Origin of the sequence: Streptomyces sp. cmx-18-6 (genome assembly GCF_046548915.1) — a bacterium.
Lineage (GTDB): Bacteria > Actinomycetota > Actinomycetes > Streptomycetales > Streptomycetaceae > Streptomyces.
Genome location: NZ_JAEBEP010000003.1, coordinates 292,903 through 313,239 on the forward strand (window position 1 = coordinate 292,903; position 20,337 = coordinate 313,239).

The 20,337-nt window shown below is 72.2% G+C and carries 18 protein-coding genes; 4 read left to right on the plus strand and 14 right to left on the minus strand.

All coding sequences use genetic code 11. From position 1 onward, the window contains the following. Positions 1 to 19: 19 nt before the first annotated feature. The 14 genes from hpnH to ACLJPL_RS09525 form a co-directional block, all read right to left on the minus strand. Positions 20 to 1,039: an adenosyl-hopene transferase HpnH gene (gene hpnH, locus ACLJPL_RS09460; RefSeq protein WP_411080293.1), complete on the minus strand. Its 1,020-nt coding sequence runs from the start codon at positions 1,037 to 1,039 to the stop codon at positions 20 to 22. Positions 1,040 to 1,044: 5 nt separating this feature from the next. Beyond that, positions 1,045 to 1,692: a 1-hydroxy-2-methyl-2-butenyl 4-diphosphate reductase gene (locus ACLJPL_RS09465; RefSeq protein ID WP_411080294.1), complete on the minus strand. Its 648-nt coding sequence runs from the start codon at positions 1,690 to 1,692 to the stop codon at positions 1,045 to 1,047. Then, entirely contained in the window at positions 1,692 to 3,692 is a 2,001-nt protein-coding gene (shc, locus tag ACLJPL_RS09470) for a squalene--hopene cyclase (protein ID WP_411080295.1), read from the minus strand. The genes ACLJPL_RS09465 and shc overlap by 1 nt, the downstream gene beginning before the upstream one ends. 107 nt (positions 3,693 to 3,799) lie before the next feature. Continuing rightward, positions 3,800 to 4,903 (minus strand): polyprenyl synthetase family protein, encoded by a 1,104-nt coding sequence (locus ACLJPL_RS09475; protein WP_411080296.1) that lies wholly within the window; start codon positions 4,901 to 4,903, stop codon positions 3,800 to 3,802. Beyond that, a complete protein-coding gene (gene hpnE / locus ACLJPL_RS09480; protein WP_411080297.1) occupies positions 4,900 to 6,285 on the minus strand; it encodes a hydroxysqualene dehydroxylase HpnE in 1,386 nt (461 codons plus the stop codon). Before hpnE ends, ACLJPL_RS09475 begins: the two co-directional genes overlap by 4 nt. 118 nt (positions 6,286 to 6,403) lie before the next feature. Beyond that, positions 6,404 to 7,324 (minus strand): presqualene diphosphate synthase HpnD, encoded by a 921-nt coding sequence (hpnD, locus tag ACLJPL_RS09485; RefSeq protein WP_411080298.1) that lies wholly within the window; start codon positions 7,322 to 7,324, stop codon positions 6,404 to 6,406. 29 nt (positions 7,325 to 7,353) lie between these two features. Next, positions 7,354 to 8,265 carry a squalene synthase HpnC gene (hpnC, locus tag ACLJPL_RS09490; protein WP_411080299.1) on the minus strand — a complete coding sequence of 304 codons (912 nt, stop codon included), beginning with the start codon at positions 8,263 to 8,265 and terminating at the stop codon, positions 7,354 to 7,356. 420 nt (positions 8,266 to 8,685) lie between these two features. Next, entirely contained in the window at positions 8,686 to 9,471 is a 786-nt protein-coding gene (locus tag ACLJPL_RS09495) for an ABC transporter ATP-binding protein (protein WP_411080300.1), read from the minus strand. Then, a complete protein-coding gene (locus tag ACLJPL_RS09500) occupies positions 9,464 to 10,393 on the minus strand; it encodes an ABC transporter permease (protein ID WP_411080301.1) in 930 nt (309 codons plus the stop codon). Before ACLJPL_RS09500 ends, ACLJPL_RS09495 begins: the two co-directional genes overlap by 8 nt. Positions 10,394 to 10,494: 101 nt before the next feature. Then, positions 10,495 to 11,367, minus strand: a complete 873-nt coding sequence (locus ACLJPL_RS09505) for a glycosyltransferase family 2 protein (RefSeq protein WP_411080533.1) — start codon at positions 11,365 to 11,367, stop codon at positions 10,495 to 10,497. 8 nt (positions 11,368 to 11,375) lie between these two features. After that, positions 11,376 to 12,155: a CDP-alcohol phosphatidyltransferase family protein gene (locus tag ACLJPL_RS09510; RefSeq protein ID WP_096630852.1), complete on the minus strand. Its 780-nt coding sequence runs from the start codon at positions 12,153 to 12,155 to the stop codon at positions 11,376 to 11,378. Further along, positions 12,133 to 13,194: an iron-containing alcohol dehydrogenase family protein gene (locus ACLJPL_RS09515; RefSeq protein WP_411080302.1), complete on the minus strand. Its 1,062-nt coding sequence runs from the start codon at positions 13,192 to 13,194 to the stop codon at positions 12,133 to 12,135. The genes ACLJPL_RS09510 and ACLJPL_RS09515 overlap by 23 nt, the downstream gene beginning before the upstream one ends. Continuing rightward, positions 13,182 to 13,919: a sugar phosphate nucleotidyltransferase gene (locus ACLJPL_RS09520; protein WP_411080303.1), complete on the minus strand. Its 738-nt coding sequence runs from the start codon at positions 13,917 to 13,919 to the stop codon at positions 13,182 to 13,184. The genes ACLJPL_RS09515 and ACLJPL_RS09520 overlap by 13 nt, the downstream gene beginning before the upstream one ends. Then, complete coding sequence (locus tag ACLJPL_RS09525) at positions 13,916 to 15,670, minus strand: DUF5941 domain-containing protein (protein ID WP_411080534.1); 1,755 nt, start codon at positions 15,668 to 15,670, stop codon at positions 13,916 to 13,918. Before ACLJPL_RS09525 ends, ACLJPL_RS09520 begins: the two co-directional genes overlap by 4 nt. A gap of 320 nt (positions 15,671 to 15,990) precedes the next feature. On the opposite strand from ACLJPL_RS09525, the gene galE reads away from it, so the two are divergent. The 4 genes from galE (at position 15,991) to idi (ending at position 20,316) form a co-directional block, all read left to right on the plus strand. After that, positions 15,991 to 16,980: a UDP-glucose 4-epimerase GalE gene (galE, locus tag ACLJPL_RS09530; RefSeq protein ID WP_411080304.1), complete on the plus strand. Its 990-nt coding sequence runs from the start codon at positions 15,991 to 15,993 to the stop codon at positions 16,978 to 16,980. Between the two features lie 156 nt (positions 16,981 to 17,136). Beyond that, positions 17,137 to 18,078 (plus strand): cation diffusion facilitator family transporter, encoded by a 942-nt coding sequence (locus ACLJPL_RS09535; protein WP_411080305.1) that lies wholly within the window; start codon positions 17,137 to 17,139, stop codon positions 18,076 to 18,078. 228 nt (positions 18,079 to 18,306) lie between these two features. Then, positions 18,307 to 19,575, plus strand: a complete 1,269-nt coding sequence (locus tag ACLJPL_RS09540) for a GNAT family N-acetyltransferase (RefSeq protein ID WP_411080306.1) — start codon at positions 18,307 to 18,309, stop codon at positions 19,573 to 19,575. A gap of 147 nt (positions 19,576 to 19,722) precedes the next feature. Next, on the plus strand, positions 19,723 to 20,316 hold the full coding sequence (gene idi / locus ACLJPL_RS09545; RefSeq protein ID WP_411080307.1) for an isopentenyl-diphosphate Delta-isomerase: 594 nt from the start codon (positions 19,723 to 19,725) through the stop codon (positions 20,314 to 20,316). Positions 20,317 to 20,337 lie beyond the last annotated feature (21 nt).

Genomic DNA, 20,337 nt, shown 5'->3' on the forward strand with positions numbered 1-20,337 from the left:
CCCCTCGCCGGCCACCACGTCACCGGTTGCCGCCGACGCTCTCGCGCGCGGCGCGCAGCGACTCCTTGAGCGATCCCATGGTCGCGAGGACGGCGGTGGGCTCGTAGCCGCAGTGCGCCATGCAGTTGGCGCAGCGCGGGTCCTTGCCCCGGCCGTACTTGCTCCAGTCGGTCTCCTCGATGAGCTGCCGGTACGTCGGCACGTAGCCGTCGCTCATCAGGTAGCAGGGGCGCTGCCAGCCGAACAGCGAGTAGTTGGGGATGGCCCACGCGGTGCAGGGGAAGTCCGCCTTGCCCTCCAGGAAGTCCAGGAACAGCGGCGAGTGGTTGAGCCGCCAGCGGGCCCGGTTGCCGCCCGCGAAGGCTTTCTTGAAGAGTTCGCGGGTCTGGTCGACGCCGAGGAAGTGCTCCTGGTCGGGAGCCTTCTCGTAGGCGTAGGCGGGCGAGATCATCATCTCGTCGACCTTCAGGTCGTCGTTGAGGTAGTTGAGGACCTCGATGATGGTCTGCGGGGTGTCGGTGTTGAAGAAGGTGGAGTTGGTCGTGACGCGGAAGCCGCGCCGCTTGGCCTCCTTCATCGCCTCGACGGCCTCGTCGAAGACGCCTTCCTTGGCGACCGACTCGTCGTGCCGCTCGCGCAGCCCGTCGATGTGCACGGCGAAGGCGAAGTAGGGCGACGGGGTGAACTTGTCGAGCTTCTTGCGCATCAGCATCGCGTTGGTGCAGAGGAAGACGTATTTCTTCTTCGCGACGAGCTGGCGCACGATCTCGTCGATCTGCGGGTGCATCAGCGGCTCGCCGCCGGCGATGGAGACCATGGGCGCGCCGGATTCGAGCACCGCGCCCACGGCCTGCGCGACCGGCATGCGCTGCTTCAGGACACCGGCCGGGTGCTGGATCTTCCCACAGCCCTCGCAGGCGAGGTTGCAGGCGAACAACGGCTCCAGCTCGACGATCAGCGGGAACTTCTCACGCTTGCGGAGCTTCTGTTCGAAGAGATACGTCGCGACCTTGATGGACTGACGGAGCGGCATGGCCATCTGGCTCACCTCCTGGGGAGCGTTGAGGAACGGTGCCATTCGTAGAAAGCCGGAAGGACGGCTCGGAGGACACGGAAGGCTGATATTCCACCGCGTACCGTGCCGATGCGGACGAGCTCATGCTCTGGAGCGTCCACGACCACCCGGACGGCCGCAACCGGGCGCGGTCCGTGGCACAGGGCGGTACGCAGTGTCGCCGCGGACTCCATGTCCACCGCGACGGCCCCGGTGGCCCGCAGCGCGGCCCGCTCGGGGCCGCGCACGACGTGGTCGGAGCCGGCCAGCGGGCCGGTGTGGACCCTGCGGCCGGGGGCGGCCCGGGCGAGGGCGGCGACCAGCAGCCCGGTGCCGGTGCAGGGGCTCGCCCCGTCCGCGTCCCGGGTCTCCTCGGCGACGACCAGGTCCCCGGGGTGCATCCCGGGGGCCAGGCCCGCGCAGAAGCCGGAGGCGATGACGGCCGCGTCCGGTACGCCGCCGGGGGCGAGGACCGCCGCCACGGCCGCCTCCGCCGCCCGGGGGCCCATGCCGGTGCGCAGGACCCGCACCGGGCCCCCGGCGCGCCGGCCGCTGCGCAGGGCGAGCTGCTCGATGCCCAGCGCGCAGGCGACCAGCAGCGGCGACACGGGGTCCGCGGGCCCCGGTGCGCCGGCCATCACGCCCCCTTGGCCGCGCCCGCACGGTCGGCGAACGGGTCGCCGTACACGTAACGCCCGAGTGCGGTCAGCGGGAAGACCTGGCGGTACAGGTGGTAGTTGATGGAGAAGTCCCAGGGGAAGCCGGTGCCGGTGAAGTACGGCTCGTCCCAGGAGCCGTCCGCCTGCTGGGCCTCGGTCAGCCAGCCGACCCCCCGGGCGACGGCCCGGCTGTCGCGGCGGCCCGCGGCGAGCAGGGCGAGCAGCGCCCAGGCGGTCTGGGAGGCGGTGGACTCACCGTGGCCGATCCACTTCTCCTCCTGGTACGAGCGCAGGTCCTCGCCCCAGCCGCCGTCGTCGTTCTGCACGGACTCCAGCCAGGTGACCGCGCGCCGGATCGAGGGGTGTCCGGCCGGCAGTCCGGAGGCGACCAGTGCGGGCACCACCGACCCCGTCCCGTACACGTAGTTGACGCCCCAGCGGCCGAACCACGCCCCGCACGCCTCCTGTTCGGCGAGCAGCCACTCGATTCCCCTGCGGGTGGCGGGGTGTTCGGCGAGCCCTTCGACGGCGAGCATCTCCACCACATGGCCGGTGACATCGGCCGACGGCGGGTCGATGACCTCGCCGAAGTCGCAGAACGGCAGGCGGTTGGGGAACGGGCTGGTGTTGTCGGCGTCGAACGCGCCCCAGGCCCCGTTGCGGGACTGCATCCCGAGGTTCCAGCGCACCCCGCGTTCGATGGCCGCTTCCAGCCGGGCGGGGTCGGGGTGGCGCACCCGGCGCAGCGCCAGGACGACTTCGGCGGTGTCGTCGATGTCCGGGTAGTTGTCGTTGTGGAACTCGAACGCCCAGCCTCCGGGGGCGAGTTCGGGTCTGCGTACGGACCAGTCGCCGGGCCGGGTGATCTCCTCGGCCAGCATCCAGTCGGCGGCCTTCACCAACGCCGGATGGTCGGGTCTCAGTCCGCCGTCGACCAGGGCGATGGTCGCCAGACAGGTGTCCCAGACGGGCGACTGGCACGCCTCGACCATGCGCGCGCCGTCCTCGCGGTGGACGGCGAACCGGTCGAGCGAGGCGAGTCCGGCGCGCATCACCGGGTGGTCGAGGTCGTAGCCGAGCAGGTGCAGGGCGATGATGGAGTAGACGGCCGGGGGCTGGATCCCGCCCCAGCAGCCGTCGTTCTCCTGCCGCTCGACGATCCAGCGGGCCGCCACGTTCATCGCGATACGGCGCAGGGGGCGCGGGGCGACCTTGTGGTAGAGGTGCAGCCCCTTGTCCAGGCGCTGGAAGAAGCCGTCCCAACTCGCCGCCGGGGCAGGCTTCCTGGGCGGATTGGGCTCGGCCGGGTCGGTGTGCAGCTCGTCCAGGGCGAAGGGCGCGGGCCGCACGGGGCGCTTCGCGGAGACGATGGTGAGGGGGACGATGGTCTGCCGGGCCCAGCAGCCGAAGTCGTAGATGTTCAGCGGGACCCACGAGGGGAGGAACATCAGCTCGGGCGGCAGTTCGGGGAGGTCGTCCCACTTCCACCAGCCGAACAGGGCCAGCCAGATGCGGGTGAAGACGCGGGCGGCCGCGATGCCGCCCTGTTCCCGGACCCAGGCGGAGGCGCGCGCCATGTGCGGGTCGTCGGGGCGGTCCCCGGCCAGCCGCAGGGCCACGTACGCCTCGATGGTGGCGGAGAGGTCGCTCGGCCCGCCGTAGAAGGTGTTCCAGGTGCCGTCGCCGAGCTGTTCGCCCCGGATGAAGAGGGCGGCCGCGCGGGTGGTCTCCGGGTCCTGGATGCCGAGGAACTGGCGCAGGAGCAGGTCTTCCGCGTCCATCGTGACGTTGGTGGCCAGGTCGCCCTTCCACCAGCCCTGCTCGTCCTGTCTGCCGAGGAGGTGCTCCACGGAGCGTTCCGCGGCCCGCCGTGCGGCGACGAGCACGTCGTCCGCGGCGTTGGTCGTGTCGGCCGGATCACCGGCCGGGTCCGTGTGGAGATCGGCGGCCCCGGTGGATCCGTCGGTCGTCGCTGTCATGAGCTTCCCCTTACGTGCAGTGGTTTCTCTGCTGTGCTGGGGTCTCCGTCGGCCGACGCCCGGGTCAGGGCGTCGGCCGGCGACTGCGAGTCATATGCGCGTGCTGATCATTTCTTTCGTACCACCACGAAGTCCGCGAGGGCGGTGAGCTGCTCCCGCACCCGGTGCGGCATGTCGACGCCGTGCAGCGCCTCGATGGCGACCGCGTGCTGGCGACGGGCTTCCTGGGCGGTCCACTCGCGGCCGCCCGCCTCCTCGATGAGCGCCGCGCGGGCGGCGAACTCCGCTTCGGAGAAGCTGTCGAAATCGCTGCTCTTGGCGTCGGCGGCGAGCAGCTCGCCGAGCCGCTCGGAGGCCGGGCCGCCCGCGGCGAGCGCGGCGACGACCGGGAGGGACTTCTTGCGCTGGCGCAGGTCGCTCCAGGTCTGCTTGCCGGTGGACTCGGGGTCGCCCCAGATGCCGAGCAGGTCGTCGACGGCCTGGAAGGCGAGGCCGAGGTGGTAGCCGTACGCCTCCAGGGTGTCGGCGGTGCGGTCGTCGGCGCCGCCGAGCACCGCGCCGATGGAGACCGCGCAGGCGAGCAGGGCTCCGGTCTTGTTGCCCTCCATCTCGAGGCACTCCTCGACGGTGACCCGCTCGCGGTGCTCGTAGGAGATGTCCTGGGCCTGGCCGTCGATGAGCCCCCGGGTGGCGGTGGTCAGCCGGCGGGCCGCGCGGCCCGCCTCGACCGTGCCGAGCTCCAGCAGGACGTCGTACGCCAGGGCGAAGAGCGCGTCGCCGACCAGGATCGCCTGGGCGGGGCCGTGCACCTTCCATACGGTGTCGCGGTGGCGGCGCTGCTCGTCGCCGTCCATCAGGTCGTCGTGCAGCAGCGAGAAGTTGTGCACGAGCTCGACGGCCACGGCTCCGGGGACGCCCGCTTCGGCGGGCGCGCCCGCCACCTCGGCCGACAGCAGGGCGAGCGCGGGGCGCACGGCCTTGCCGCCGTCACCGTCCGAGGGCCGTCCCTCGGCGTCGATCCAGCCGAAGTGGTAGGCCGCGACGGTGTCCATGGGCGGCGCCAGCCGGTCCACGGCCGCCCGCAGCACCGGCGCTGACAGGGCTCGTCCGCGCTCCAGAAGCGCGGTGACGTCCGTGGTGTCCGCCACGGTGTCGGAAGCCGGATTCGCCGGGGTCACTGACTCTCCTCTTGTTCCGGTGGTACTGCTCATGCCGCCTCCTGCAGCGGATGTCCATGGGGGCGGCCGAGGTCGTGGAGGGCGGCGTCGGCGGCCTGGAAGCCACTGCGCACGGCGCCCTCCATCGTCGCGGGCCAGCCGGTGTCGGTCCAGGCGCCCGACAGGTGCAGTCCGGGCGTGCGCGTACGGGGGCCGGGGCGCAGCCGGCCGACGCCCGGGGCGGGCGCGAAGGTGGCGGTGCGCTCCCGGGTGACGAAGAAGTCCCGGATGCCCGCGCCGCGTGCGGCGGGCAGGAGCCGTTCCAGCTCGGGCAGGTAGCGGGCCCGCAGCTCGGCGACGGGGAGGTCGATCTCGTCCTGGGCGGCGGACTGGGAGACCGCCAGATACTGCCCGGGGCCCTTGAGCCCCGAGGAGTGGGTGCGGTCGAAGACCCACTGGACCGGGGAGCCGATCGCGGCGAAGAACGGGCGGCGCAGGACCTTGCGGTCGTAGACGACGTGCACGTTGAGGATGGGCGCGTTGTCGATGTCGAGCAGGAGGTCCGGCTCGTCCAGGGCCCCGGCGGGCAGCAGGTCGTGGGTCTCGGTCTGCGGTACGGCGAGGACGACGGTGTCGGCGGTGATGTGCTCCCCCGCGCTCTCGACGCTCCAGCGGCCGTCCTCGGTGCGGGTCAGGGAGCCGACCTTGGCGCGCAGCTCGGTGCGGACGCCCGCCGTGTCCAGGGCCTTGCGGGCGAGGGTGTCGTGCAGCTCGCCCAGCGGGACGGTGGCCCAGCCGATGTCGGCGGCCCCGGGGTCGGAGAGCAGGCCGGTCTTGAACACCTTGGCGGCCAGTGCCATGGAGGCGTGGGGGGCGGTGGCGTTCAGGGTGGCGACGCCGACGAGGTCCCAGAGCGCCTCGATGGTGCGCTCGGACTGGCCGTGCCGCCTCAGCCAGGTGGCGAAGTCGATGCGGTCGAGCTCGGGGTCGGCGGGGTCGAGGCGGCCGAGCGCGAGGGCGGCGCGGCCGACGCTCGCCTTCTCCGCGAGCGAGAGGTGCGGATAGGCCGCGAGGCCGCCGGCGAGGTGCAGCGGTACGGGAAGCGCGGTGCGGCGCAGCCGTCCCAGGCGCGGTCCGGCGGCCCGGCCGACGTCCAGCACGGGGACGTCCAGGCGGTCCTGGAGGGGCGCGAGGTGGGCGGCCTCGACGCGGTCGAGAAACCAGCGGTAGCCGGTGCAGCAGCGCAGGTAGACGTGCTGGCCGTTGTCGACGGTGAGGTCGCCGCGCTGGAAGGAGAAGGCGAGGCCGCCGAGGCGGGGCCGCCCTTCGAGCAGGGTGACGTCGAGCCCGCCCTCGGCGAGGCGCAGCGCCGCCGTGATGCCGGCGAGGCCCCCTCCGACGACGACCGCGACGGGGCGCGGGGTCTCGTCGCTCATGCCTGCCCCTCTCGCCGGGTCGTCACCGGTCGCCGGGTCTCCCCGAAGGGAATCGTCGCAGTCGTGGACGCGTGGGGCCACCGGAGGGTCGGCCGGGGCCCGGGCCCGCCGGTGCGCATCAGGCCCGCCCCCGGGAGGTCAGCCGTGACACGTGCCGGGCGTCCAGGCCGGAGAGGCCGCGCACCGCGACGTACGCCTTCTCGTGGCCGGGCAGCGAGACCCGGCCGCGCAGCACGGCCTCCGGGTCGCGCTCGATCCGGTCCAGGAGGCGGCGGTAGATCCCGGCCATGGCGGCGACGCAGGCCCCGCTGCGGCGGTCCAGCATCGGCAGCAGGCGGTACCCCTCGGCGAACAGGGCGCGGGCCCGGCGCACCTCGAAGTGGACGAGGCCGGCGAAGTCGGAGCCGGGCGGCGGGGTGGCCCGGTGGAATCCGGCGGAGCAGCCGAATTTGGCCAGGTCGTCGGCGGGGAGGTAGGTGCGTCCGTTGCCGGCGTCCTCGCGGACGTCGCGCAGGATGTTGGTGAGCTGGAGGGCGAGGCCGAGGGTGTCGGCGTACTCGGAGGCGCGCTCGACGCCGGGCGCCCCCGGCTCCGTGCCGAAGACGCCGAGGCTGAGGCGTCCGATGGCGCCGGCGACGCAGCGGCAGTACGTCTTCAGGTCGTCCCAGGTCTCGTAGGTCGCGCCGCGCACGTCCATCAGAACGCCGTCGATCAGCTCGTCGAGTCCTTCGAGCGGCAGCGGGAAGCGGCGGGAGGCGTCGGCGAGGGCGACGGCCACCGGGTCGGTGTCGTCCTCCTCGACCTTGCCGTGCCGGACCCGGTCGAGCAGGTCGCGGGTGCTCTCCAGCCGGGTCCGCTTGGTCCCCGGGTCCAGCTCGCCGTCGCCGATGTCGTCGACGCGACGGGAGAAGGCGTACAGAGCCGACATGGCCTGCCGCTTCTCGTACGGCAGCAGCCTGATGCCGTAGGCGAAGTTGCGGGCCTGCTGTCCGGTGACGGCCTCGCAGTAACTGTATGCGGCCTGTACCGGCGGCGACATGTACGTCGTCTGTCCCTCCACGGTCCGGCTCACCCCTCTCTACGCGCTCTTCGCAGGACGACTGCGACTTCGCGCAGCATGCTGGGCTTGGTGGGTTTGGGCGGCCCCGGCAGTACGTCGAATCCGGCGGCCGAGATCGCCGCCAGGGCGCTGCGTCCGCCGCCGACGAAGCCGGCGAGGAAGAGCTTGAGCCTGCCGTCGACGCTGCCCACCAGGGGCGTGCCTTCGTCCAGCAGCTCGCTCGCGCGCCGGGCCTCGTACGCGATGAGGGCGCGGACCGAGGCCCCGGCGGACGGCCGGGCCAGGTCGGCCTCGGTGACGCGGAAGCGGTCCATGTCCTCGGCGGGCAGATAGATCCGGTCGCGGCCCAGGTCCTCGGCCACGTCCTGGAGGTGCTCGACGATCTGGAGCGCGGTGCAGACCGCGTCGGAGCGGCGTACACGCTCCGGGCTCGTGGTGCCGGTGAGGGCCAGGACCAGGCGGCCGACCGGGTTGGCGGAGAGCTCGCAGTAGGCGGCGAGCTCCTCGTAGGTGGCGTAGCGGCGGACCTTCTGGTCCTGCCGGTTGGCCTCGATCAGGCCGAGGAAGGGTTCGGGGGTGAGCGCGCGGCGTCGCACGGTGGGGCGCAGGGCGCGCAGCAGCGGGTGGCGCGGCTCCTGCCCGGTGGTGGCGAAGACCCGGTGGAGGTCGGCCTCGAAGGCGTCGAGCATGGCGAGGCGGTCGTCGCTCTGTCCCGGCTCCAGGCCCAGGCGGCGGGCGTCGGCTCCGCCGGGGGCGAGGTCGCCGTCGCCGATGTCGTCGACGAGCCGGGCGTAGCCGTAGACCGCCATCAGGTCGTCGCGCCAGGCGCGGGGCAGGAAGAAGGGGGCCACGGGGAAGTTCTCGTCCGCGGCCTTGCCGAGTGTGGCGTCACCGGTGCGCGCCTGGGGGGTGGTGGTCACTGCGGACCGCCCGGGGCGGAGACGGCGGGACCACGTCGGAGCTGGAGATCTTCCGTCATTGCCGTCACATCTCCCGTTCTACACTGCTGACCCAAAACATCCCTTTTCGGACACGCCGCTCGCTCTTCCGAGTGCACTGCGGCACCGCGGGCGAAGCGCCGGGGGCGTATCGCCCCACTTGCCGTGAATCAGCACCGCTACAGCTTACGTTGCACAGCTCACACGGGTACGGCGGGGTGGAGCGCCCACCGGGCGGACGCCGGCCTGTCCGTCAACCTTCCCCGCGCACCGGTGAATTGACGTCATCCGCCGGGAGGAGATCGACCCCGGGCCGTACGGCGGGCGTCCCCGGCCGCCCCGGGCGGCACCGTGGCCCCCGCCGGAAGAGGTCCGGCGGGGGCCACGGGGAGGCGCTGCGGGTTACTTGCCCGTCTCGCGCTCGTACGCCTTGAGGACTTCCTCGGTGGGGCCGTCCATCAACAGCTCGCCCTTCTCCAGCCACAACGCCCGGTCGCAGGTGTCCCGGATCGACTTGTTGTTGTGGCTGACCAGGAAGACCGTGCCCGCCTCCTTGCGGAGTTCGCGGATCCGCTCCTCGGAGCGGATCCGGAACTTGCGGTCGCCGGTGGCCAGCGCCTCGTCGATCATGAGGACGTCGTGGTTCTTGGCGGCGGCGATGGAGAAGCGCAGCCGGGCGGCCATGCCGGAGGAGTACGTCCGCATCGGCAGGGTGATGAAGTCGCCCTTCTCGTTGATCCCGGAGAACTCCACGATGTCGTCGTAGCGCTCGCGGATCTCGTCGCGGCTCATGCCCATGGCCAGACCGCCGAGGACGACGTTGCGCTCGCCGGTCAGGTCGCTCATCAGGGCCGCGTTCACCCCGAGCAGCGAGGGCTGGCCGTCGGTGTAGACGTGCCCGGACTCGGTCGGCAGCAGTCCGGCGATGGCCCGCAGCAGCGTCGACTTGCCGGAGCCGTTGCTGCCGATGAGGCCGATGGCCTCGCCCCGGTAGGCGGTGAAGGAGACGCCGCGTACCGCGTGCACCTTCCTGACGCCGCGCTGCTCGCCCTTGCCCCGGCGCATCATGCGGCTCAGCGCGGCGGTGGCGCTGCCCCGGCCGCCGCCGGCGCCGTTGACCCGGTAGACGATGTGGACCTCGTCGGCGATGACCGTGGGAATCCGTCCCTGCGTGTTGTCCTCAGCCACGGCCGTACCGTTCCTCTGCCTTCCAGAAGTACACGAATCCCACGGCCCCCAGCAGCACCGCCCAGCCCAGGCCGGCGGCCCACACGTGGTCGGGCAGGTACTCGGAGCCGTATCCGTCGATCAGGGCGAAGCGGACCAGGTCCATGTAGATCGCCGCCGGGTTGTACAGGAGCACGTCGGCGATCCACTGCGGCTTGTCCTTGAGCATCACCGGGATGGAGAACATGACGCCCGAGGCGTACATCCAGGTCCGCATGACGAACGGCATCAGCTGCGCGAGGTCGGGGGTCTTGGAGCCGAGCCGCGCCATGATCAGGGCCAGGCCGGTGTTGAAGAAGAACTGAAGAATCAGCGCGGGGATCACCAGGAGCCACGACAGCGAGGGGTAGCTGCCGAAGATGATGGCGACCGCGACCAGCACGATCATCGAGAAGAGCAGCTGCTGGAGCTGCTGGAGCGAGAAGGAGATGGGCAGCGAGGCCCGGGGGAAGTGGAGGGCCCGGACCAGTCCGAGGTTGCCGGAGATCGACCGGACGCCCGCCATCACGGAGCTCTGGGTGAAGGTGAAGACGAAGACGCCGGTGACCAGGAACGGCACGAAGACGTCGTGGGGGATTCCCTCCCTGGTCCCCAGGATCAGTCCGAAGATCAGGTAATAGACAGCGGCGTTCAGGAGAGGGGTGACCACCTGCCACAGCTGGCCCAGTTTGGCCTGGCTGTACTGCGCGGTCAGCTTCGCCCGGGAGAAGGCCAGGATGAAGTGGCGGCGGCCCCAGAGCTGTCTGATGTATTCGAACAGGCCGGGCCGGGCGCCGCTCACGGTCAGGCCGTACTTGGCGGCCGTCCGGGCCGCGCTCAGCCCCTCGTCGGCGGACGACAGGGTGCCGAGGGCTACCCCACCGTCGTGGGTCGTGTCACTCACAAGTTGAAACTCTCGTCTTCACGCGCAGCCAGTCGCGGGCGCGGCTCAGGCGGACAGGTCCCGGAAAGAAAATACGCCTCATGCTCTCAGAGGAAAGCCTCTCAGATGACCGGAGGGCGGCCCAGTCTCGTCAGCCGCCACACCGTACGCCACTTCATCGGGCGGCGGACCCCGCAGGGCGTCGACCAGCCTTCCCGGAAACCGCCGAACCACGCCTTCAGCGCGGGTCGCGACGGGCGTCTGAGCAGGGTCAGCAGCAGCCAGACCCCCAGGTAGAAGGGGACCAGCGGCGCGGGCAGGTTGCGGCGGGCGAGCCAGACCCGGTTGCGGGCCACCATGCGGTGGTGGACCGCGTGCCGGGAGGGGGCCGTGGTGGGGTGGTTCAGCACCATGTCCGCGCGGTAGTCGATGCCCCAGCCGGCGTCCAGCGCCCGCCAGGCCAGGTCCGTCTCCTCGTGGGCGTAGAAGAACGCCTCCGGCAGCGGGCCGACCTCGGCGAGGACCCGCGTCCGTACGGCGTTGGCGCCGCCGAGGAAGGTCGTCACGCCGGAGGAGCGCATCGGGTCGGCCGCCCGGAGCCGGGGCACATGCCGGCGCTGGGTGACGCCGGTGTCCGGGTCCGCGATCCGGAAGGTGATGATGCCGAGCCGCGGATCGGCTTCGAACGCCCGCCGGCAGAGCTCGGCGGTGTCCGGGTGCGCCAGCAGCCCGTCGTCGTCCAGGAAGAGCAGGGCGTCCACGTCGGCGCCGGACGGGCCGAACGCCTCGATGCCGACGTTGCGGCCGCCGGGGATGCCCAGGTTCTCGGGCAGCTCCACCGTCCGCACACCGGCCGGGACGTCCCCGGGCGGGGCCCCGTTGCCGACCACCACGACCTCGATCCGGTCGCCGTCCTGCGCGGAGACCGAATCGAGGAGGGCGCGGAGCTCCTCGGGGCGGTTGCCCATGGTGATGATCACCGCGCCCAGTTTCATGGCAGAGGTCACTTCAGCCTGCTGGACGCCAGGACGGACACCAGGTGCAGCAGGGTCTGGAGCAGCGCGATGCCGGCCAGGACGGCCGTGGCCAGGCGGGTGTAGAAGAGGTCGCCGCCGATGGTGTCCAGGATCGCGACCAGGAGGATCAGCAGCGATGCCTCGATCCCGAGGATCAGCCGGTGGAACTTGAGCGCTCCGGCCGCCCGGCGGGCCAGCGCCATGCCGGAGGAGCGCGGCTCGGAGGCCGCCTCCTTCACCGGCGGCAGCCCGCCCTGGTGGCGGGCGACGCCGACCAGGTCCGTCTCCGCCTTGATCAGGATCGCGCCGAGCGCGGCGAGCGTGCCGAGGAAGGCCCAGAGCCAGTCGATCCGGCCCTCGCCCCAGATGTCGGCGGCGCGCAGGCCGAGGCCGACCAGCACCGCCGCGTCGCACAGGTAGGCCGCCACCCGGTCCAGGTAGACGCCGCTGAGCGAGTACTGCTTCTTCCAGCGGGCCAGCTCGCCGTCCACGCAGTCGAACAGCAGGTAGAGCTGGACCATCAGCACGCCGAGCAGCGCCCCGGGAATCCCCGGCACCAGCAGGGCCGGGGCGGCCAGGGCTCCGGCCAGCGTCATCACGTACGTCACCTGGTTCGGGGTGACCCGTGTGTTCACCAGGTAGCGGTCCACGCGCAGCGAGACCTCCCGCATGTACATGCGCCCGGCCCAGTGCTCGCCGCTGCGCCGGTCCTTCACCCCCGGGGGGTGAACGACCGGACGGAGTTCAGCTACTGATGGTCTTGGCATAGTCGGCGTACGCGTCCCTGATCTGATCGGTGGACAGGTTGAGGTGCTCCAGGACCGTGAAGCGTCCCGGGCGCGTCTGCGGCGCGTAGTCGACGGCCCGGACGAACTCGTCGACGCTGAACCCGATCTCCTCCGGCAGGACCGGCAGGCCGTGGCGGCGCAGTATCGAGGCCATCAGGAGGGACTCCTGGCGGGCCCCGCGCAGATGCATGGCGAAGCAGGCACCCAGGCCGACCTGCTCGCCGTGACTGGCCGCGCGCTGCGGGTACAGGAGGTCGAAGGCGTGGTTGATCTCGTGGCAGGCCCCGGAGGCGGGTCGCGAGTCGCCCGCGACCGACATCGAGATGCCGGTCAGCACGAGCCCCTCGGCCAGCACCTTCAGGAAGGCGTCGTCACCGACCCCGCCGGGGTGGCGCAGCACGGCCTCCCCCGCCTGGCGGGCCATCGCGGCCGCCAGGCCGTCGATCTCCTCGCCGTTGACCTCGTGGGCCAGCTCCCAGTCCGCGACGCAGGAGATGTTCGAGATCGCGTCGCCGATGCCGGAGCGCACATAGCGGGTCGGGGCCGCCCGGATGACGTCGAGGTCGATGACCACGGCGATCGGGGTGGGCACCCCGTAGGAGCCGCGCCCGTTGTCGTTGTCCAGGGTGGCGACCGGCGAGCACAGGCCGTCGTGCGAGAGGTTCGTCGCGACGGCGACCATGGGCAGCCCGACGCGCGCGGCCGCGTACTTGGTCACGTCGATGATCTTGCCGCCGCCGAGGCCGACCACCGCGTCGTAGCGGTTGCCCTTGATGCCGTCCGCGAGCTTGACCGCGGAGTCGATCGTGCCGTCGGCGACCGGGTACCAGTCGGCGCCGGGGAGGGCCGGGGCGAGCTTCTCCCGCAGGGCGCGCCCGGAGCCGTCGCTGATCGCGACGGCCAGCTTGCCCGAGGAGGAGATCCGCTGATCGGCCAGAAGACCCGCCAGATCGTCCAGGGCGCCACGCCGGATGTCGACGACGATCGGGGACGGAATGAGCCGGGTCAGTACTGGCACGCGATCTCCCGGCCCTTGGCGAGGTCGTCGTGGTTGTCGATCTCGACCCAGGTCACGGTGCCGATGGGCGCCACGTCGACGGTGAAGCCGCGGTTGACGAGCTCCTGGTAGCCGTCCTCGTAGTAGAGGTCGGGGTCGCGCTCGAAGGTGGCCTTCAGCGCGTCCGCGAGCTCCTCGGCGGCCTCGGCCTCGATGAGGGTGACGCCGATGTACTCGCCGGTGGCGGTGGCCGGGTCCATCAGCTTCGTGATGCGCTGGACGCCCTTGCCCTCCTCCGTGATGACCTTCATCTCCTCGTCGGCGAGGCTCTTCTCGGTGTCGAGGGCCAGGATGATCTTCTGGCCCTTGCCGCGCGCGTCCAGGAGGGTCTTCTCGACCGAGACCGGGTGCACGGTGTCGCCGTTGGCGAGGATCACGCCGCGCTTGATGACGTCACGGGCGCACCACAGGGAGTAGGCGTTGTTCCACTCCTCGGCCTTGTCGTTGTCGATGAGCGTGAGGGTGACGCCGTACGTCGCCTCCAGCTCGGCCTTGCGCGCGTAGACGGCCTCCTTGCGGTAGCCGACGACGATCGCGACCTCGGTCAGTCCGACCTCCGCGAAGTTGGCCAGCGTGAGGTCGAGGACCGTCTTGTCGCCGTCCACGGGGACGAGCGCCTTGGGGAGCGTGTCCGTGTATGGGCGCAGACGTCGTCCTGCACCGGCTGCCAGTACGAGGCCGATCATGCGAGTTCTCCTTCGTCGTGTACGGCGGGGGCCGAGGAGGACACCCAGAAGCGGATGGACTCCACGAGCACCACCAGAGCCACGGCCACCGCGAGGGCGGTGAGAGCCGTGGTGAAACCTGAGGTGTGGGTGAGCAGGGCGGCGAGGACGGCGACCAGCGCGGTCCGGCCCTCGTGGCCGCCGGCGGTCCGCACCAGCCACCGGGGCGGTGCGCCGGTGCCTCCGCGAATGCGGTAGACCGTGTCGTAGTGGTGGTAGGCGATGGCCGAGACGAGCCCGAAGGCCGCCGGGACGGCGTGGGGGGCGTCGCTGCGGGCGGCCAGCACGAGGATCGTGCCGTACTCGGCGGCGCGGAAGAACGGCGGGGCCAGCCAGTCGAGCGCGCCCTTGAGCGGGCGGGCGACGGCGAGGCCGGAGAGCAGCGCGTAGAGCGCCGCGGCGGCGACGGTGAGCCGGCTGCCGTACGGGAGGAAGAGCGCGGAGCCGACCATGACCAGCGCCCCGAGCAGGGCGAGCGCCGGGGCGGTGAAAGCGCCGCGCGGTCCGGGGGCGACGGCGGCGACGGCCTGGGCGAGGGGCCCCGAGTCGGCCAGGTCGGCCAGGGCCCGTGCGGCGCGGTCGGTGCGGCGGGCCTTGCGGGTCAGCGAGCGCAGCAGGCGGCCGGCGGTGGTGTAGCAGGCGGCCAGGGAGCAGCCGACGAGCAGGGCGTAGAAGACGATGCGGGGGGTGGTGAACGCGGTGAGCACCGCGATCATGGCCCAGCGCTCGCCGATCGGCAGCACGATCATCCGGCGTGCCCAGACCGTCCAGCCGAGGTTGTCGAGCTTGCCGGAGAGGGCGGCGGTGGGGCTGGTGTTGGCGACCGCGTCGTGGTTGGCCTCGTTGAACGAGAAGTCCACGACGTGGCGGCACGCCTGGAGGACCATCGCGCCGAGCGCCAGGACCCAGACGTCATCGCCGCCGCGCGCGGCCCCGATGGCGAGCCCGGCGTAGTACGCGTACTCCTTGGCCCGGTCGAAGGTGGCGTCCAGCCAGGCGCCCATCGTGGAGTACTGGAGCGAGTAGCGGGCGAGCTGCCCGTCGGTGCAGTCCAGGACGAAGGAGACCAGCAGCAGGATCCCGGCGGCGACGTAGCCGCCCCGGGTCCCGGTGGCCGCGCTGCCGGCCGCTATGAGCGCGGTGATCAGCGAGGCGGTGGTGACCTGGTTCGGGGTGAGGCCCCGGCGGGCGCACCAGCGGGCGATGTAGCGGGAGTAGGGGCTGATGCAGAAGGTGGTGAAGAAGCCGTCGTGGGCCTTGACCGCGCTGCGCAGCCGTACGGCCTCGTCGTCGACCGCGTCGCGCTCCGCCTCGGCGGCTGCCCGCTGTCCGGCGTCGGTGGGGACGGCGGCGGTGAGCGAGCCGAGTTCGGGGCGCTGTACGGCGATGCCCTCGGCGTCCAGCGCGACGGCGATGCGGCCGGGGACGGTGCGGTCCTCGGGGGCCGGGTCGGTGTCCGGTTCGACGACGGGGGCGCCGGCGCCGACCGCTGCGGCGGTGCGGTGCAGGGCGCGCACCAGGGCGGGGCGGGCCTCGGGCTGGGCGGTGAGGGCCCCGGGGAGGCTCGCGGCCGCGAAGCGGGGGTCGGTCAGCCCGAGCCGCAGCGCGTGCACATGGCCCACGAAGCGCGGGTCGACGAGCGCGACCCGGCGGCCCGGCGGCACGGCGTCGAGGAGTGCTGCGGCGTCACCGGCGTCGACGGCGCTGAGCACGTCGAAGCCCAGGGACCGCAGGTCGTCCACGAGCGACGAGCCGGGTACCGGCACACCGGTGAGGATGGCGGTCGACAGACGAACTCACTCCTTGGCACTGACGATGGACGACGCACGGCAGCACGGCCCGTGGACGGGCCGGCGGCGTGTCGGCTGAGGCTATCCGATGAACCGAAGACCGACTTCACCGCCCGTTTGCGCGGTGTTCGGGCGGTCGTGCGGCCAGGGACGCCGTTCGCGATCATCATCGTCGATCGACGCCCCGCCCCACAAACCGCGCCGGTGAGGGCCTCCCGGGGCCTCCCCTTAGGGTGGCGGCCATGACATGGCTGATCACAGGCGGGGCGGGGTACATCGGGGCACACGTGGCGCGGGCCATGGTCGCGGCGGGCGAGCGGGTCGTGGTGCTGGACGACCGCTCGACGGGCGTCGTGGACCGGCTGCCCGAGGCCGTCACGCTGGTGGAGGGCTCGTTCTCGGACCGGGCGCTGCTGGACCGGGTGCTCGGTGAGCACGACGTGAGCGGTGTGGTGCATCTCGCGGCGAGGAAGCAGGTCGGCGAGTCCGTGGAGAGGCCCCTGCTGTACTACCGGGAGAACGTCGCGGGGCTGGCCGTGCTGCTGGAGGCCGTGGTGGCGGCGGGTGTGCGGCGCTTCCTCTTCTCGTCCTCGGCCGCCGTCTACGGCGTACCGGATGTGGAGCTCATCACGGAGGAGACGCCCTGCCTGCCGATCAACCCGTACGGCGAGACCAAGCTCACCGGGGAGTGGCTGGTGCGGGCGGCCGGGAAGGCGCACGGGCTCTCGACCGCCTGTCTGCGGTACTTCAACGTGGCGGGTGCGGCGGGGCCCGGGCTCGCGGACACCGGGGTCTTCAACATCGTCCCGATGGTCTTCGACCGGCTGACGCGCGGTGAGGCCCCCCGGATCTTCGGCGACGACTACCCCACCCCGGACGGCACCTGCATCCGTGACTACATCCACGTCGCCGACCTGGCCGAGGCGCACCTCGCGGTCGCGCGGGAGCTGGCCGGGCGCGAGGGCGGCGATCTGACGCTGAACATCGGCCGGGGCGAGGGCGTCTCGGTACGGGAGCTGATCGCCGTGATCGCGGAGGTGACCGGGCACGGGGTGGAGCCGGTCGTGGAACCGCGCCGCCCCGGCGACGCGGCGAGGGCGGTGGCGTCGGCCGCGCGGATGGCCGAGGAGCTGGGGTGGACGGCTCGCCGGGATGTGCGCGCGATGGTGGAATCGGCCTGGGAGGGCTGGCTGCTGCGTCATCCCGAGGCTCGCGCCGGGCGGGGAGCGTAACGTGCCAGCGCCCTGACCTGCGGAACGTTTCCGCAGGTCAGGGCACATGACAACGGTGTTCAGTGCCGTGTTGCCGGATACCCCCCACCCGTAGTTCACTGGCCTGGCCGGGCGGTTTCGCGCGGTGCTGTCACAGGGAACCTGGAGGCGTTTCGCATGGGGGCTGGCCACGATCACGGGCATACGCACGGCGGGCCGCCTCCCACCGGCACGGCGGCCGCCGCGTACCGGGGCAGGCTGAAGGTGGCCCTGGGGATCACCCTGAGCGTGATGGTCATGGAGATCGTCGGCGGGGTGCTCTCCAACTCGCTGGCCCTGATCGCGGACGCCGCCCACATGGCCACCGACGCCCTGGGGCTCGGGATGGCACTGCTCGCCATCCACTTCGCCAACCGGCCGGCCGGCCCGAACCGCACCTTCGGCTTCGCCCGCGCCGAGATCCTGGCGGCGCTGGCCAACTGCCTGCTGCTGCTGGGGGTCGGCGGCTATCTGATCTTCGAGGCGATCGACCGGTTCATCACTCCGGCCGAGACCAAGGGCGGCCTCGCCATCGCATTCGCCGCCGTGGGCCTGGTGGCCAACATCGTCTCGCTGTCCCTGCTGATGCGCGGCCAGCGCGAGAGCCTGAACGTGCGGGGCGCGTATCTGGAGGTGCTGGCCGACACCCTGGGCTCGCTCGCCGTGATCGTCTCGGCCGCCGTCATCATGGCGACCGGCTGGCAGGCCGCCGACCCGATCGCCTCCCTGGTGATCGGTCTGATGATCGTCCCCCGGACGGTGAAGCTGCTGCGGGAGACCCTGAACGTGCTGCTGGAGGCGGCCCCCAAGGGCGTGGACATGGCGGAGGTACGGGCCCACATCACGGCGCTGCCGGGGGTCCTGGACGTGCACGACCTGCACGCCTGGACGATCACCTCGGGGATGCCGGTGCTCTCCGCCCATGTGGTGGTGCGCCAGGAGATGCTGGACTCGATAGGGCACGAGAAGGTGCTCCACGAGTTGCAGGGCTGCCTGGGCGACCACTTCGACGTGGAGCACTGCACCTTCCAGTTGGAGCCGAGCGGTCACGCCGAGCACGAGGCGCGGCTCTGCCACTGAGGCGGTGCGGCAGGGATGTTACTGTGGTTTCGCTGAGACGTTCGAGTCTCACGGTGGACGCCCCGGACGGACCGGGACCTTTCGAGAGGAGCTGAGGTTGATGACGGTCGCGACGACGCCTTCACGGCGCGGCAATCGTTCTTCCCTCATCTCCCGGGTTTCCGGCTAGGTCCGCTCTTCACCTCTTTTCGGATCGGGTCGGAGCCCTCACACCCAAGGGTTCCCACGTTGACCGACCACACCGACGACGCCTCCCGCACCGAGGCGTTCTTCACCCTGCACCACCGTCTGCCCCGGCAGAGTCCCGGCTCCGACGCCACGACGCGCCGGCTGCTCGCTCTGGCCGGCCCGCTGCCCGACCGTCCGCGCGTCCTCGACCTGGGCTGCGGTCCGGGCCGGGCCGCCCTGCTGCTCGCCGCCGAGGCGGGCGCCGAGGTGACCGCGGTCGACCTGCACCAGCCGTTCCTGGACGAGCTGCGCGAGGCGGCCGAGGCGCGCGGTCTGGGCGACCGTATCCGTACGGTCCGGGCCGACATGGGCGACCTCACCGGTCCCGCGTTCCCCGCGGGCTCCTTCGACCTCGTCTGGGCCGAGGGGTCGGCCTACTGCATCGGCTTCGCCACCGCCGTACGCCAGTGGCAGCGGCTGCTCGCCCCGGGCGGCGCGATGATGGTCTCCGAGTGCGTCTGGACCACCGACGCGCCCTCGGCCGGGGCGCGCGCCTTCTGGGAGCGCAACGGCTCCCTGCGCACGCTGCCGGAGACGACCGCGGCGGCCGTCGCCGCGGGCTGCACGGTCCCGGCCGTGCTGCTCCAGCCCGAGAGCGACTGGGACGCGTACTACGTCCCGCTCGCCGCCCGGGTCGAGAGCGCCGACCCGGCGGCTCCCGGCATGGAGTGGGCGCTCGCGGCCACCCGTGAGGAGCTGGCGGTGCGGCGTGAGCACGGCGGGGAGTACGGCTACGCCGCGTACCTGCTGCGTCCGGCCGACCCCCGCTGGGCCACCCGGCCGGAGACGGCGGCGGACCGGGAGGCCGTACACGCGCTCAACGCCGCCGCGTTCCCGACCCGGGACGAGGCCGATCTCGTGGACGCGCTGCGGGCCGACGCGGGGGCCTGGCTGCCGGACCTGTCGTACGTCGCCGAGGCCCCGGACGGGTCCCTCGCGGCGTACGCGCTGCTGACCCGGTGCCGGGTCGGGGACGCCCCGGCGCTCGCGCTGGCCCCGGTGGCCGCCTCCCCCGCCCACCAGCGGCAGGGGGCCGGGCAGGCCGTGGTGCGGGCGGTGCTGGACGCCGCCCGGGTGCGCGGAGAGGCGCTGGTGGTGGTGCTCGGGCATCCCGCGTACTACCCGCGCTTCGGCTTCGTACCGGCCTCCCGCCACGGGATCCGGCCGGGCTTCGAGGTGCCGGACGAGGCGATCATGGCGCTGGTGCTGGACGATTCCGTCCAGGTTCCGGCGGGCATGATCCGCTATCCGGCGGCCTTCGGGGTCTGACGACCCGTCCGCCCCGCCGCGCCCGGGGAGCGCGGCGGGGCGGACATGCCCGGACCCGAAGTGCGGACGAGCGGCGTTTGTGCGGCAGACTTGACCGGACTCCAGGGGTCCGGCGCACGAGGCCGGGGACCAAAGCGAAGGATGGGTATGCCGACCACACCAGCCACCGCGACGCACAGCTCGTCGAACGGAACCGCAGAAGCGATCATGCTCGAACTGGTCGACGAGAACGGCACCACCATCGGCACCGCGGAGAAGCTGGCGGCCCACCAGGCCCCCGGGCAGCTGCACCGTGCGTTCTCCGTCTTCCTCTTCGACGAGCGGGGACGCCTGCTGCTCCAGCGCAGGGCGCTCGGCAAGTACCACTCCCCCGGCGTCTGGTCGAACACCTGCTGCGGGCACCCCTACCCGGGCGAGGCCCCGTTCGCGGCGGCCGCCCGGCGTACGTACGAGGAGCTGGGGATCGCGCCCTCGCTGCTGGCGGAGGCGGGCACGGTCCGCTACAACCACCCGGACCCGGTGTCGGGACTGGTGGAGCAGGAGTTCAACCACCTGTTCGTGGGGATGGCGCAGGAGCAGCTGGACCCGGACGCCGAGGAGGTCGGGGAGACGGCCTTCGTCACGGCGGCGGAGCTCGCCGAGCGGCATGCCGAGGCCCCGTTCTCCGCCTGGTTCATGACGGTGCTGGACGCCGCGCGCCCGGCGATCCGGGAGCTGACGGGACCGTCCGCGGGCTGGTGATCCGCGCGGATCGCGTACGGG

Excerpts from the sequence above, each read along its gene's own strand:
- hpnH (WP_411080293.1), bottom strand. The coding sequence starts at position 1,039 with ATGGCCATGCCGCTCCGTCAGTCCATCAAGGTCGCGACGTATCTCTTC.
- ACLJPL_RS09465 (WP_411080294.1), bottom strand. The coding sequence starts at position 1,692 with ATGGCCGGCGCACCGGGGCCCGCGGACCCCGTGTCGCCGCTGCTGGTC.
- shc (WP_411080295.1), bottom strand. The coding sequence starts at position 3,692 with ATGACAGCGACGACCGACGGATCCACCGGGGCCGCCGATCTCCACACG.
- ACLJPL_RS09475 (WP_411080296.1), bottom strand. The coding sequence starts at position 4,903 with ATGAGCAGTACCACCGGAACAAGAGGAGAGTCAGTGACCCCGGCGAAT.
- hpnE (WP_411080297.1), bottom strand. The coding sequence starts at position 6,285 with ATGAGCGACGAGACCCCGCGCCCCGTCGCGGTCGTCGTCGGAGGGGGC.
- hpnD (WP_411080298.1), bottom strand. The coding sequence starts at position 7,324 with ATGTCGCCGCCGGTACAGGCCGCATACAGTTACTGCGAGGCCGTCACC.
- ACLJPL_RS09505 (WP_411080533.1), bottom strand. The coding sequence starts at position 11,367 with ATGAAACTGGGCGCGGTGATCATCACCATGGGCAACCGCCCCGAGGAG.
- ACLJPL_RS09510 (WP_096630852.1), bottom strand. The coding sequence starts at position 12,155 with ATGCCAAGACCATCAGTAGCTGAACTCCGTCCGGTCGTTCACCCCCCG.
- ACLJPL_RS09520 (WP_411080303.1), bottom strand. The coding sequence starts at position 13,919 with ATGATCGGCCTCGTACTGGCAGCCGGTGCAGGACGACGTCTGCGCCCA.
- galE (WP_411080304.1), top strand. The coding sequence starts at position 15,991 with ATGACATGGCTGATCACAGGCGGGGCGGGGTACATCGGGGCACACGTG.
- ACLJPL_RS09535 (WP_411080305.1), top strand. The coding sequence starts at position 17,137 with ATGGGGGCTGGCCACGATCACGGGCATACGCACGGCGGGCCGCCTCCC.
- idi (WP_411080307.1), top strand. The coding sequence starts at position 19,723 with ATGCCGACCACACCAGCCACCGCGACGCACAGCTCGTCGAACGGAACC.